The following is a 12,589-nucleotide window of genomic DNA, read 5'->3' as shown; positions in this document are numbered from 1 at the left end:
GGCCATGGCATTCACATCGGATATCGAGATCGCGCGGGCGGCGAAGAAACGGCCCATCGGCGAAATCGGCGCCAAGCTGGGGATCGGCGCCGACGATCTCGTGCCCTACGGCCACGACAAGGCCAAGATCGGACAGCCCTTCATCGACAGCCTCGCCGACCGGCCCAACGGCAAGCTGATCCTCGTGACCGCCGTGAACCCGACCCCCGCCGGTGAGGGCAAGACGACCACCACCGTGGGCCTGGGGGACGGGCTGAGCGCCATCGGGAAGAAGGCCGCGATCTGCATCCGCGAGGCGTCGCTCGGGCCATGCTTCGGGATGAAGGGCGGCGCCGCGGGGGGCGGCTACGCGCAGGTGGTCCCGATGGAGGACATGAACCTGCATTTCACGGGCGATTTCCACGCCATCACCAGCGCCCACAACCTGCTGTCGGCGATGATCGACAATCACATCTACTGGGGCAACGAGCTCGGGATCGATACCCGCCGCGTGACCTGGCGGCGGGTGATGGACATGAACGACCGCGCGCTGCGCCAGATCACCACGTCGCTGGGCGGCGTCGCCAACGGCTTCCCGCGCGAGGCCGGGTTCGACATCACAGTGGCGTCCGAGGTCATGGCCTGCCTGTGCCTCGCCTCGTCCCTGGCGGACCTGCAGGATCGGCTGGGCGCGATCATCGTGGCCTACACCCGCGACCGCACACCGGTCTACGCACGCGACATCAAGGCCGACGGCGCCATGACGGTGCTGCTGAAGGACGCGATGCAGCCCAACCTGGTGCAGACGCTGGAGAACAATCCCGCCTTCGTCCACGGCGGCCCCTTCGCCAACATCGCTCATGGCTGTAACTCGGTCATCGCCACCACCACGGCGCTGAAGCTGGCCGATTACGTGGTGACCGAGGCCGGGTTCGGCGCCGACCTGGGCGCCGAGAAGTTCATGAACATCAAGTGCCGCAAGGCGGGTCTTGCCCCCGATTGCGTCGTGCTGGTCGCCACGGTGCGGGCGATGAAGATGAACGGCGGCGTGAAGAAGGCCGACCTGGGGGCCGAGAACGTGGATGCCGTGCAGGCGGGCTGTGCCAACCTGGGCCGCCACCTGGAAAACCTGCGCGGCTTCGGCGTGCCAGTGGTCGTGGCGATCAACCACTTCGCCGGCGACACCGAGGCCGAGATCGCGGCGGTGCAGGATTTCATCGCCGGCCAGGGCGCCGAGGCCATCCTGTGCAAGCACTGGGCCAACGGCTCGGACGGGACGCGCGACCTGGCCGCGAAGGTGGTCGCCACCATCGAGGCGGGCGGGGCGGATTTCGCGCCGCTCTATCCCGACGAGATGGGCTTGGCCGACAAGATCGACACGATCTGTCGCCGCATCTACCGCGCCGACGGCGCCCAGATGGACAGCAAGATCCGCGCCCAGCTGAAGCAATGGGAAGACCAGGGCCACGGCCACCTTCCGGTCTGCATGGCCAAGACCCAATACAGCTTTTCCACCGACCCCGAGGCCCGCGGCGCGCCCACCGGGTTCACCATCCCCGTGCGCGAGGTGCGGCTGTCGGCCGGCGCGGGGTTCGTCGTCGCCATCTGCGGCGAGATCATGACCATGCCCGGCCTGCCCCGCGTGCCCTCGGCCGAGGCGATCGGCCTGAACGACGCAGGCGATATCGAAGGCTTGTTCTAGGCGGCGGGCGGGATTACCCCGACGCCGCACGCCCCCGCAAGGAGACCACGCCATGACCGCACAGACCATCGATGGCAAGAATTTCGCCGCCCGCATCCGCGGCCGCGTGGCCGACCACGTGGCGCGCCTGCGCGACGAACGGGGCGTCACGCCCGGGCTGGCCGTGGTGCTGGTCGGCGATGACCCCGCAAGCCAGGTCTATGTCCGCTCCAAGGGCAAGATGACCAAGGAATGCGGGATGGAGTCGTTCGAGTATCGCTTGCCCGAAACCACCGGCGAGGCCGAGCTGCTGGCGCTGATCGCCAAGCTGAATGCCGACGGGGCGGTGCACGGCATCCTGGTGCAGCTGCCCCTGCCCGCGCAGATCGACGCCGAGCTCGTCATCAACTCGATCGACCCGTCCAAGGATGTCGACGGGTTCCACGTCTCGAATGTGGGACGGCTGGCGACCGGGCAACGCTCCATGGTGCCCTGCACGCCCCTGGGCTGCCTGCTGATGCTGCGCGAACATTGCGGATCGCTGTCGGGGCTGAACGCCGTGGTGCTGGGCCGGTCAAACATCGTGGGCAAGCCCATGGCGCAACTGCTGCTCAGCGAAAGCTGCACGGTCACCATCGCCCATTCGCGGACCCGCGACCTGCAGGACGTGACGCGCCGCGCCGATATCCTGGTGGCGGCCGTGGGCCGGCCCGAGATGGTGACGGGCGATTACCTGAAGGCCGGGGCCACCGTGATCGACGTGGGCATCAACCGGGTCGAGCGGGACGGCAAGAACCGCCTCGTGGGCGATTGCCATTTCGACAGCTGCGCGTCGGTTGCCGGCGCCATCACGCCGGTGCCGGGCGGAGTCGGCCCCATGACCATCGCCTGCCTGCTGGCCAACACGGTCACGGCCTATTGCCGCGCGCATGACCTGCCCGAGCCCGAGGGCCTGACCGCCTGAGCGTCAGCCCGCGGCGCGCGTGGCGGGTGCCGCCTGCCGGCCGCCGCGCCAGGCCCGCTGGCCGGGAACGAACAGCCGCAGCGTATCGCCCAGCCGCAGGGTGCCCGGACGCTCGACCCAAGCGGTGACGCCGCGGCGCAGGTCGGCGGCCCGCTTGAAGGTCTTGCCCACATCGCCCCGGGCCTCGGTGATGGACATGGCCGGGAACTGGCAGGGCTGGTTCAGCATGTCGATGACCAGGGTGGCGCCATCCGCCCCCTGCAACCGCGAGGATGGCGGCAGGTGGGTGAAATCGTCGATCCCCTTCACCACCAGTGACGCACCAAGCCAGGCGGGGTCCAGCGGCGCGGTGCCCATGTCGGCGGCGATGGCGTCGAGCTCTTCCTGCGACAGGATCGACAGCTGCCGCACGTTGGCGATCTCGGTGCCCTTGGGATGCAGCGCGGTGACCCGTGAGCAAGACGCGCGCGTCACGCCCGCGTGGTGTTCGCCCGCCATGCCACCGAAATCCAGCGGCATGATGTCCACCGGGGCGCCGTCCACGGCGGGCCGGTCGCGATGGGCCACGCGGCCCAGCCAGACGACGGTGCAGGAGTGATCGGTCGGTTCCAGAACGGGCATTCTCAGGTCTCCCTCGGGCGCGACAGCCCGACCACGGCGATCAGGCACAGCGCGAAGATCAGCTCGAAGCTTTCCTCGACCCGTCCGCTGAAGCGGGCCAGGTCGTTAGAAACGTCGATACCAAGCGGTGCCAGCTTGCGGGCGATCCCGTCAAGCGATTTGGCCACAACCACGAGGACACCGGCCAGCGTGAAGGTCCACGCCCACCCATCGCCGGCCCACAGGCCGCGGAGCCACGGCACCAGCTGGTAGCGCGCCAGGCGGTAAAGAACGACCAAGGCCAGCAGCACCACGGCGCCGCCGATCACCTTTTCGGGCCAGGGCGCGGGATCGGTGTAGAGGTTGCTTTGCAGGATGCCCTCGGTCGTGAAGGCCTTGTCGGCGTCCAGCTCGCGCAGCGACAGCAGCAGCAGGCCGACCGGGACGTGCCAGTCGCGGCGCAGGTCGTGCAGCCGCGCGTGGGCCACCGCCGCCATGGCCAGCAGCACCGCGCTGACCGTCTCGATGCTGCCCCCTTCCCGCAGCAGCCAATCGGCGCTGTCGCTGACCAGCAAGTCCAGGAAGACGAAGGCCAGGATCACCGCCTGCGCCCAGACGACCAGGCGCAGGGTGGTATGGCGATGGGTGGCTGTCGTTCGGGGCATGTATTCGGCACCGTGTCCGAGGATGAAAGACAAGGGCCGCGCCAACTGCTTGGCACGGCCCGGATTTAACGCTGTGGGCGGATTAAGGGTCCCCGCCCCGCGTGACCGCTGAGGCTCAGGTCGACGGTTCGGGCTCCAAACCCGGGTCGGACTTGGGCTTCGGCTTGGTCTTGGGGATCGACGTGATCGAGGGCGTGTTGCCCTGGTCGGGCCGGTCGTCGTCATCCCCGCGGCTCAGCGGCTCGCCGTTGATAACCTTCTGGATCTCGGGGCCGGTCAGCGTTTCGTATTCCAGCAGGCCCTGGGCCAGCCGCTCTAGGTCTTCGCGCTTCTCGGTCAGGATCCGCTTGGCCGTGTTGTAGCCTTCGTCGATGATTTCCTTGACCTTGTCGTCGATCACCTTCTGCGTCGCGGCCGAGTGGCTGGTCCCGCCCGACATGCCGCCGAGATAGGATTGCTGCTCGTTCGCGTAATCGACGTAGCCCAGTTCCTCGGCGAAGCCGAATTGCGTGACCATGGCGCGCGCGATCTTCGACACCTGCTGGATGTCCGACGCCGCGCCCGAGGTGACGTTCTCCTTGCCGAAGATGAGCTCCTCGGCAACGCGGCCGCCCATCGCCATGGCGATCTTCGAGGTGTATTTCGTCAGACTGACGCTCAGCTGGTCCCGCTCGGGCAGCGACAGCACCAGACCCAGCGCACGGCCGCGCGGAATGATCGTCGCCTTGTGGATCGGGTCGTGCTGCGGAACGTTCAGGCCGACGATGGCGTGACCGGCCTCGTGGTATGCCGTCAGCTTCTTCTCGTCCTCGGTCATGACCATCGAGCGCCGTTCGCTGCCCATCATGACCTTGTCCTTGGCGTTCTCGAAATCCTCCATGGTCACGAAACGCCGGCCGACACGGGCCGCCATCAGCGCCGATTCGTTCACGAGGTTCGCCAGGTCGGCGCCCGAGAAGCCGGGCGTGCCACGCGCGATGATGCGCAGGTCCACGTTGGGGCCCAGCGGCACCTTGCGGGCATGAACGCCGAGGATCTTCTCGCGGCCCTTGATGTCGGGGTTTGGCACCTGCACCTGCCGGTCGAAGCGGCCGGGACGCAGAAGCGCGGGGTCCAGAACGTCGGGGCGGTTGGTGGCCGCGACGATGATGATGCCCTCGTTCGCCTCGAAGCCGTCCATCTCGACCAGCAGCTGGTTCAGCGTCTGCTCACGCTCGTCGTTGCCGCCGCCGTAGCCCGCGCCACGCGACCGGCCCACGGCGTCGATCTCGTCGATGAAGACGATGCAGGGCGCGTTCTTCTTGGCCTGCTCGAACATGTCGCGCACGCGGCTGGCGCCGACGCCCACGAACATCTCGACGAAGTCCGAACCCGAGATGGTGAAGAACGGCACGCCGGCTTCGCCCGCGATGGCGCGGGCCAGCAGCGTCTTACCTGTGCCCGGAGGGCCCACCAGCAGCGCACCCTTGGGAATCTTGCCGCCCAGGCGCGAGAATTTCTGCGGGTTGCGCAGGAATTCGACGATCTCTTCCAGCTCTTCCTTGGCCTCGTCGATGCCGGCGACATCGTCGAAGGTGACGCGCCCGTGCTTCTCGGTCAGCAGCTTGGCGCGCGACTTGCCGAAGCCCATGGCGCCGCCTTTGCCGCCGCCCTGCATCCGGTTCATGAAGTAGATCCAGACGCCGATCAGCAGCAGGAACGGCAGGAACGTCATCAGCACGGTGGTGAAGCCGGACTGTTCCTGCGGACGGGCGTTCACGGTGACGTTGTTGTCGATCAGACGCTCGGTCAGCCGGTCGCCGGTATCGGGGCGGACGGTGGTGTAATCCTGACCGTCGGCGCCGCGAAAGATGACCTGCTCACCGTCCAGCGTGACGGACGAGATTTCGCCCTGCTCGACGCGCTCGATGAACTCGGAATAGCTGAGCGTGCGGGACGACATGGTCGACGAGCCGCCCGAGAAGAGGTTGAAGAGCGCCAGCAGCAGGAAGAAAAGCACCAGCCAGAAGGCGATGTTGCGCGCGTTGCCCAAGGAAATCTCCCTATTCGTGGGTTCGTCCGGCTTCGCCGGCATGGTTTGCACATAGGTATCAGGCCAGCGTCTTCAATGCGAGGCAAGCCATGCGGGAAAATCGTCGCGGGCGAATTTTGAGGCAAATGGACCATCCGGCAGCAGTTCCGGCGCCGCGATCAGGGTCTCGCCCCGCCAGACGCCGGGCCCGGACATCGCCTGCGCGCGCGGCAGGCCGGCCTCACGCCAGTTCCCGAGCTGGGAGAGCCCGGCCGCACCGACGGCTTTCACGCTCATCCCGCTTTCCCCGGGGCCGATCACGATCCAGCGATCGTCCCAGGTGGCGCCCAGCGGAACCGGCACGCTTGCCTCGGCCATCGCGGGTTCGCGCAGGACCGCGATTCCCGTTCGGTCGCGCGTCACGAGACAGCCGTGCAACGTCGCGCGGGTATCGCCCGAACGCAAAGCGGCAAGCAAACGCGACAGGTCGGCGGCCCGGGGCGGATGGGCCACGCCCGTGACATGGCGCAAGGCCCCGCCAAGAACCCGCAGCGCCGGGTCGGACGGCAGATCGAACAGGGCCGGTGCGTCGATCAGGTTCGCCCCCCGGTGCGTCCGGGCGTGGCGGGTCGCCCAGTCCGACAACAGATGCTGCAAGCCGATCTCCGCCGCCCGCAGATGGGTGGCCGCTGCGGCGATGTCGTCCGGGTCCAGGCCGGCCGCTGACAGGTGCCGCAAAGCGTCCCGCGCCCGCGTCCGGTCGTATCGCGGGTCCCGGTTGCTGGGGTCCTCGATCCAGTGCAGGCCTGCCCCGGACAGGTGGCCGCGCAGCGCTGCGCGCCGCTCGTCGAGCGCGGGGCGGTGAAACGGGACGCCGTGAAAATGCGTGACCGGCGCCATTGCCGCCAACCCCTTCAGCCCCGCGCGCCGGCCAAGGCGCATGACGAAGGTCTCGGCCACGTCATCCGCCGTGTGCCCCAGCAGGACCCCGACCACCCCCCGCTCGCGCGCCCAGTCGGCCATCAGGCGATACCGCGCCTCGCGCGCCCGCTCGGACAGGTTGCCGGAGGTCTCGCGGGCGAACGGACCATCCGCCCAGCTCAGAACATCGTGCGATACGCCAAGCCCCTCGGCGAACCGCGCGACCATCTGCGCCTCGTCCGCCGCCTCGGGCCGCAGGCGATGATCGACGGTCACGGCGCAGAGGCGGGCGGGAGCCAGCGTCTCGGCGGCCACGTGCAGAAGCGCCATGGAATCGCTGCCGCCCGACACGGCGACACCGAATCGACCCTGCGGCAGATCCGTCAGGCGCTGGCGAAGTCCTTCGAGCGCCATATTCCCGGCAGGTCGGTCGCGGCGGGCATCAGCCGCAGCCGATGGATCCGCGCGATGTCTGCGCGGCGATCGAGGCGGGGCTGTCGGGGAACCGGACCGTCACCTCGTTCAGGGTGGCGCAGGCATCCTCGCGCTGGCCCAGTTCGTTCAGCATGACGCCAAGGTTCAGCAGCGCGTCGGGCGCGATCGGCCCCTGCGGCGCGCCCGAGAACGCTTCGAGATAGGCGCGGGCGGCCTCGGCCTGGTTGCCGAGCTGCTGCAGCGCCTGGGCGCGCTGGTAATGCGCGCGGGTCGTCAACGGCCCCGAGGTGTAGGTCTGGGCGAATTGCTGGAACAGGTCGGCGGCCTCTTGCGTGTTGCCCGCGTCAAGCGCCTGTTGCGCCGCGTCGAAGGCGGCCTGCTCGCCCACCGCAAGCTCGGCCCCGCCGCCGCCCGTGGCGGGGCGCGGGGCCGGCGCGATGCGCGGCGGGGGCGCGGCACCGTTATCGCCGCCCAGAGTCGGGGTCTCGCCCAGGCTGCCGATGTCGCAGGACTCTTCCAGCTCGCACAGGCGGAATTCCAGGTCACCCACCCGGTTGGTGCCGTCGGCGACCACGCGGTTGATGCGGAATTCCAGCTCTTCGGTCAGGCTGGTCAGACGGCGCAGCTCGGCCTCCATCGCGTCCACCCGTTCAAGCGCCGAGGTGCCGGACAGGTCGATTCCCGTCGCGCCGGTGGTCTGCAGCTCGGACCGCAGGCTTTCGACCTCGGAGAACAGCGCCGAAAGCTGCTGGCGGATGTCGGCCAGCGTCTCGGTGTCCTGCGCGGCAGCCATGTGCGGCAGCGCAAGGCCGGCGGCCAGGATCAGCGGCAGAAGGCGGCGCATGTCAGCTGACCGCCGCGCCTGCCGCGATCACCGTGACCGCCCGGCGGTTCTGGGCATAGCAGGCCTCGGTCGAGCAGACCTCGATCGGGCGTTCCTTGCCATAGGTCACCGTGCGCAGCCGGCTTGCGGCCACGCCTTGCGCGACAAGGTAATCGCGGGCCGAGGCCGCGCGGCGTGCGCCCAGCGCGAGGTTGTATTCGCGGGTGCCCTGCTCGTCAGCATGGCCTTCGACGATGGCGGTGTAGCCGGGATTGGACATCAACCACTGCGCCTGGGCCGACAGGGCGCGGCGCGCCTCGTCGTTCAGCGTGGATTGGTCCACGGCGAACAGGACGCGGTCGCCGACGGTCTGGCTGAAATACTCGGGCGAGGCGGGATCCAGCGGGCCGCTGGTCACGCCGTCGGCGCCCGAGCCGAAACCACCGCCCGCGCTAAGCGGGGCGCCATCGGCGCCGGGGCCGCCCGCGCCGAAGCGCGCCGGGCTGGAACAGGCCGCGAGGCCAAGGGCAAGGCTCAGCAGCAGGGCTGCGCGGGGAAGGGTCATGGCTCAATCCTCGAATGGGCGAACGCCCGCTGGAGCGGGTCTGGCTGTGGCGATTCTAGCAGGGGGCACGCCCCAAGGAAACACGTCATCCTCACGGCAGCAGCGGCGACCATGCCGGGTCCGATGCCGCGTTGGGCGTGGGCACCTGCTTCAGGTTGCGCCCGGACACGTCGACCGAGAACAGCCCGGGCTGCCCGCCCGCGCCCGCGCTTTCGCGGGTGAACATGATGACCCGGCCGTTGGGCGCCCAGGTGGGGCCTTCGTCCAGGAAGGACGCGGTCAGCAGGCGCTCCTCGCTGCCATCCGTGCGCATAACCCCGATATGGAAGCGGCCGGCGTTCTGCTTGGTGAAGGCGATCAGGTCGCCGCGCGGGCTCCAGACCGGGGTGCCATAGCGCCCTTCGCCGAAGCTGATGCGCCGCGGCTCGCCCCCGCCCGCGGGCATGACGTAAAGTTGCGGGCTGCCGGATCGGTCGGATTCGAACACGATCTGGCTGCCATCGGGGCTGTAGGACGGCGCGGTCTCTATCGACGGCGCGTTGGTCAGCTGCCGCGGCGCGGCCCCGGGCACGAGGGTATAGATGTCGGTGTTGCCGTTGATCGCGGCCGAGAACACGATGGTCCGCCCGTCGGGCGCGTAGCGCGGCGCGAAGGTCATCGATTCGGCCGGAACGGGCAGCTGAGTGCGGCTGACCGAGCCGACGTTCAGCTCGTATATCTGGGGGAAGCCGGTTTCGTAGCTGGTATAAAGCACGCGGTCGCCGGTGGGCGAGAATCGCGGCGCCAGCACCAGCGACCCGCTGTCGGTGAGGTACTGCACGTTGGCGCCGTCGTAATCCATGACCGCCAGCCGCTTCTGCCGGGCGTTCTTGGGCCCCTGCTCGCTGACGAAGACCACGCGGCTGTCGAAATAGCCCGTCTCGCCGGTGATGCGGGAATAGACCGCGTCGCTGACCTTGTGCGCCAGGCGGCGCCAGGATTGCTCGGTCCCGCCGAATTGCAGGCCCTCGCCCAGCGGCGCCTCGGAGAAAACGTCGAACAGGCGGAACTTCACGTTGATCTGACCGCCGGTGACGCTGACCGCGCCGGTGATCAGGGCCTGCGCGTTGATCGCCTTCCAGTTGGCGTAGGTGACGCTGGGCGTGAACTCGGTCACCTGGGTCACGAAGGCGTCGGACGGGATCCGCCGGAACAGCCCGGTGCCGGTCAGGTCGGCGGCCACCACGTCGGTGATGCGCTGTGCCCAGCTCTGCGCCTCGGGTGTCTCGGCGATGAAGGTCGGCAGGGCGAAGGGCAGCGGCTCGATCACGCCCTCGGTGATCTCGATGCGCAGCGGGCCGTCCTGCGCCCGCGCGGGCGCGGTCACTTGGGCAAAAGCCGCGGTGGCCAGGATGGCCGCGATCAGGAAACGCAGAAGGGTCATGGGAAATCCGATGGTTGCTTTCAGCGATGGGTGGTCAATGGCGGCGGGGCGCCGGGGTTCCCGTGCGCGGGCGCCCGTGGATATGCAATAACACAGGCTCATCTCAGCCGCATGCCCTCGGGATTGAAGGTCACCTCGACCTCCTGCCACTGGCCGTATTTCTCGGGCGGCAGCTTGTAGCCGCCCTGCTGCGCGGCACAGCGCAGGATGGCCCGGCGCCCGGCGTCGAAGGCCGAGCGGATGGCCGCGTCGGATCCGCCCGACGCGCCGGTCTGGCGCAGAGTGTCCGCCTGCACGCTGCCGTCGCGGTTCAGGCCGAAGCGGATCGAGACGGTGACGTTGGCGGCCTCGGAGCCGGTATCCACGATCCAGCACTGGCGTACGGACAGGCGGAACGCCTCCTTCTCGCCATCGGTCAGCGGCGGGCCGGCCGGAATGCCTTGCTGCGGGGCCTGCTCGATCAGCTGCTCGAGCCCGGCCAGCGTATCCTGCACGGCGCTGTTCACGTTGTCGGACGCCGCCGTCTGGGTGTCGGCCTCGGTGCGGGGTGCCTCGGTCGGCGCGGGCTGATCCCGCGCGGTTTCGGTCTGCGGCGCGGGGGCCGGACGCTCGGGGCGGCCGCGCGGGCGCGGCGTGCCCAGCGGCGCGGCGTTGGTCAGCTGCGACGGGCGCTCGGCCTCGGTGACGATCTGGTCCGCGGTCTCGGGCGGTGCGGTCGGTGTCTGGTCCTCGACAACCTCGGCGGGCTCTTCCGGCTCGGGCTCGGGCGCGGGGGCCTCGACCACCTCGGGCGCCTGCTCGGCCTCGGGCGGGGGCGGCGGGGTCGCCTCGGTCGAGACGCGGGGCGCGGGGCGCGGCACATCCTGCGGCGCCACGGGCCGGTCGTCGCGCACCTGCGGGGTGGGCGGCGCCGGCGGGGCCTCGGGCGCCGGAGGGGCCGGGTCGGGTTGGGGCGCGGGCGGTGTCGGCTCGGGCGCGGGTGCGGGGTCCGGCTCAGGCGTGGGTTCCCGGGCCGGCTCGGGCTCGGGGGCCGGGGCGGGCTCGGGGATCTCCAGCGCGGCGGTGGGCGGCTCGGTTTCGGCCTGCTGCTCGCCCATCTCTGGGCGCGTCAGGGCGGCGAATTCCTCTTCGCTCAGAACGCTGACCTGGGCCACGTCTGGGGGCGGCAGCGGATCACGCTCGAACAGCCCGCCGAACAGGGCGAACAGGATCAGAAGCGTGTGCGCCACGCCCGATATGATGGTCCCGGGCTGCATGGATGCGCTCAGCCGTCCGACCCGTCGAGACGCGGGCCGCCCGAGTCGGTCACCAGGCCGATATCGTTGAAGCCCGCGGCGTTCAGCGCGCCCATCACGCGCACCACGTCGGCATAGGGGATCGCCCCGTCCGCGCGCACGTAGACCTTGCGGCTCTCGCGTTCGGCGGCGATGGCCCGCAGCTGCGCGATCAGGTCGGCGCTTTCCGTCTCGTTATCCATCAGCAGGGTGCGGCCGTCGGCGGTCAACGTGATCGACAGCGGTTCTTCCTGCTCGGTGGGCAGCGCCTCGGCCGCCGTCTCGGGCAGTTGCACGGGCACGCCCACGGTCAGCAGCGGCGCGGCCACCATGAACACGATCAGCAGCACCAGCATAACGTCGACGAAGGGCGTGACGTTGATCTCGGCCATGGGCCGCGCGCGGCCCCGGCGCCGGCCCCGGCGCCCGCCGCTGGTTTTTTGGATTACGTTTGCGCCCATGGCTCAGGCGTCCAGCTGGCGCGACAGGATGGTGTTGAACTCGTCGGCGAAGGCCTCGTAGCCGCCGACGATGCGGTTCGCGTCGGTCGACAGCTTATTGTAGAAGATGACGGCCGGGATGGCGGCGAGAAGGCCAAGGCCGGTGGCCAGCAGCGCCTCGGCGATGCCGGGGGCCACGACGGCCAGGTTGGTGTTCTGCTGCGCCGCGATCTCGATGAAGGCGTTCATGATACCCCAGACGGTGCCGAACAGCCCAATGAAAGGCGCGGTCGCGCCCACGGTGGCGAGGAAGGGCAGCCCACGCTCGAGATCCTCGGCCTCGCGCTGGATCGCCACGTCAATGGAGCGATCGATGCGGGACTGGGCCCCGGGGATCATCGCGCCGTCGTCGCGGTGCGAGCGCTGCCATTCGGCCATCCCGGCGGCGAACACCCGGGCGGCGTGGCCGTCGGGGTCGGGCCCCAGCGTGCGGTAGAGATCATCCAGCGGCTCGCCCGACCAGAACTGCGCTTCGAAGCGGGCCGCCTCGCGCCGCGCGGCGCGGAAGGCGATGGCTTTCTGGATGATGATCGCCCAGGCCCAGAAGGACGCGAGGATCAGCATCAGCATCACCAGTTTCACGGTGATCGTGGCGCGGGCGTAGAGTCCCCACAAAGAGAAATCCATCTGCGACGCGGCCGCCAGGGTCTCGGTTTCCATTAGACTGCTCTTTCATGCCTCGGTCGGGCCGCTTTCCGGGCCTCGTTGCGTCATATTTAGCTGATCGCGGCGGCAAAAGCCACCACTG

At 69.4% G+C, this 12,589-nt stretch carries 12 protein-coding genes; 2 read left to right on the top strand and 10 right to left on the bottom strand.

Going from position 1 to position 12,589, the window contains the following annotated elements; all coding sequences use genetic code 11:
- Positions 1 to 4 precede the first annotated feature (4 nt).
- On the top strand, positions 5 to 1,681 hold the full coding sequence (locus BUB76_RS06520; protein ID WP_073127941.1) for a formate--tetrahydrofolate ligase: 1,677 nt from the start codon (positions 5 to 7) through the stop codon (positions 1,679 to 1,681).
- A 52-nt stretch (positions 1,682 to 1,733) separates the two neighbouring features.
- Positions 1,734 to 2,624 (top strand): bifunctional methylenetetrahydrofolate dehydrogenase/methenyltetrahydrofolate cyclohydrolase FolD, encoded by an 891-nt coding sequence (folD, locus tag BUB76_RS06515; protein ID WP_073127940.1) that lies wholly within the window; start codon positions 1,734 to 1,736, stop codon positions 2,622 to 2,624.
- 3 nt (positions 2,625 to 2,627) lie between these two features.
- On the opposite strand, the gene BUB76_RS06510 is transcribed toward folD, so the two are convergent.
- The 10 genes from BUB76_RS06510 to tolQ form a co-directional block, all read right to left on the bottom strand.
- Positions 2,628 to 3,245: an MOSC domain-containing protein gene (locus BUB76_RS06510; RefSeq protein ID WP_073127939.1), complete on the bottom strand. Its 618-nt coding sequence runs from the start codon at positions 3,243 to 3,245 to the stop codon at positions 2,628 to 2,630.
- A 2-nt stretch (positions 3,246 to 3,247) separates the two neighbouring features.
- Positions 3,248 to 3,889 carry a hypothetical protein gene (locus BUB76_RS06505; RefSeq protein ID WP_139250798.1) on the bottom strand — a complete coding sequence of 214 codons (642 nt, stop codon included), beginning with the start codon at positions 3,887 to 3,889 and terminating at the stop codon, positions 3,248 to 3,250.
- Positions 3,890 to 4,004: 115 nt separating this feature from the next.
- Entirely contained in the window at positions 4,005 to 5,921 is a 1,917-nt protein-coding gene (gene ftsH, locus BUB76_RS06500; RefSeq protein ID WP_073127938.1) for an ATP-dependent zinc metalloprotease FtsH, read from the bottom strand.
- 72 nt (positions 5,922 to 5,993) lie between these two features.
- Entirely contained in the window at positions 5,994 to 7,235 is a 1,242-nt protein-coding gene (gene tilS, locus BUB76_RS06495; protein ID WP_073127937.1) for a tRNA lysidine(34) synthetase TilS, read from the bottom strand.
- A gap of 28 nt (positions 7,236 to 7,263) precedes the next feature.
- Complete coding sequence (ybgF, locus tag BUB76_RS06490; protein ID WP_073127936.1) at positions 7,264 to 8,100, bottom strand: tol-pal system protein YbgF; 837 nt, start codon at positions 8,098 to 8,100, stop codon at positions 7,264 to 7,266.
- Between the two features lies 1 nt (position 8,101).
- Positions 8,102 to 8,644 carry a peptidoglycan-associated lipoprotein Pal gene (pal, locus tag BUB76_RS06485; protein WP_073127935.1) on the bottom strand — a complete coding sequence of 181 codons (543 nt, stop codon included), beginning with the start codon at positions 8,642 to 8,644 and terminating at the stop codon, positions 8,102 to 8,104.
- Between the two features lie 91 nt (positions 8,645 to 8,735).
- A complete protein-coding gene (gene tolB, locus BUB76_RS06480) occupies positions 8,736 to 10,067 on the bottom strand; it encodes a Tol-Pal system beta propeller repeat protein TolB (RefSeq protein ID WP_084140570.1) in 1,332 nt (443 codons plus the stop codon).
- A gap of 98 nt (positions 10,068 to 10,165) precedes the next feature.
- Positions 10,166 to 11,323, bottom strand: a complete 1,158-nt coding sequence (gene tolA / locus BUB76_RS06475; protein ID WP_073127934.1) for a cell envelope integrity protein TolA — start codon at positions 11,321 to 11,323, stop codon at positions 10,166 to 10,168.
- Positions 11,324 to 11,331: 8 nt separating this feature from the next.
- On the bottom strand, positions 11,332 to 11,802 hold the full coding sequence (gene tolR, locus BUB76_RS06470; RefSeq protein WP_073127933.1) for a protein TolR: 471 nt from the start codon (positions 11,800 to 11,802) through the stop codon (positions 11,332 to 11,334).
- 3 nt (positions 11,803 to 11,805) lie between these two features.
- Positions 11,806 to 12,501 carry a protein TolQ gene (gene tolQ / locus BUB76_RS06465; protein WP_073127932.1) on the bottom strand — a complete coding sequence of 232 codons (696 nt, stop codon included), beginning with the start codon at positions 12,499 to 12,501 and terminating at the stop codon, positions 11,806 to 11,808.
- Positions 12,502 to 12,589 lie beyond the last annotated feature (88 nt).

Origin of the sequence: Palleronia salina (assembly GCF_900141995.1) — a bacterium.
GTDB lineage: Bacteria > Pseudomonadota > Alphaproteobacteria > Rhodobacterales > Rhodobacteraceae > Palleronia > Palleronia salina.
Note: the sequence above shows the minus strand (reverse complement) of the source record. Positions and strands in the feature narration are given on the sequence as shown.

What these genes read in the sequence shown, in the direction of transcription:
- BUB76_RS06520 (WP_073127941.1), top strand. Translation starts at nt 5, where the DNA reads ATGGCATTCACATCGGATATCGAGATCGCGCGGGCGGCGAAGAAACGG.
- folD (WP_073127940.1), top strand. Translation starts at nt 1,734, where the DNA reads ATGACCGCACAGACCATCGATGGCAAGAATTTCGCCGCCCGCATCCGC.
- BUB76_RS06510 (WP_073127939.1), bottom strand. Translation starts at nt 3,245, where the DNA reads ATGCCCGTTCTGGAACCGACCGATCACTCCTGCACCGTCGTCTGGCTG.
- BUB76_RS06505 (WP_139250798.1), bottom strand. Translation starts at nt 3,889, where the DNA reads ATGCCCCGAACGACAGCCACCCATCGCCATACCACCCTGCGCCTGGTC.
- tilS (WP_073127937.1), bottom strand. Translation starts at nt 7,235, where the DNA reads ATGGCGCTCGAAGGACTTCGCCAGCGCCTGACGGATCTGCCGCAGGGT.
- ybgF (WP_073127936.1), bottom strand. Translation starts at nt 8,100, where the DNA reads ATGCGCCGCCTTCTGCCGCTGATCCTGGCCGCCGGCCTTGCGCTGCCG.
- pal (WP_073127935.1), bottom strand. Translation starts at nt 8,644, where the DNA reads ATGACCCTTCCCCGCGCAGCCCTGCTGCTGAGCCTTGCCCTTGGCCTC.
- tolB (WP_084140570.1), bottom strand. Translation starts at nt 10,067, where the DNA reads ATGACCCTTCTGCGTTTCCTGATCGCGGCCATCCTGGCCACCGCGGCT.
- tolA (WP_073127934.1), bottom strand. Translation starts at nt 11,323, where the DNA reads ATGCAGCCCGGGACCATCATATCGGGCGTGGCGCACACGCTTCTGATC.
- tolR (WP_073127933.1), bottom strand. Translation starts at nt 11,802, where the DNA reads ATGGGCGCAAACGTAATCCAAAAAACCAGCGGCGGGCGCCGGGGCCGG.
- tolQ (WP_073127932.1), bottom strand. Translation starts at nt 12,501, where the DNA reads ATGGAAACCGAGACCCTGGCGGCCGCGTCGCAGATGGATTTCTCTTTG.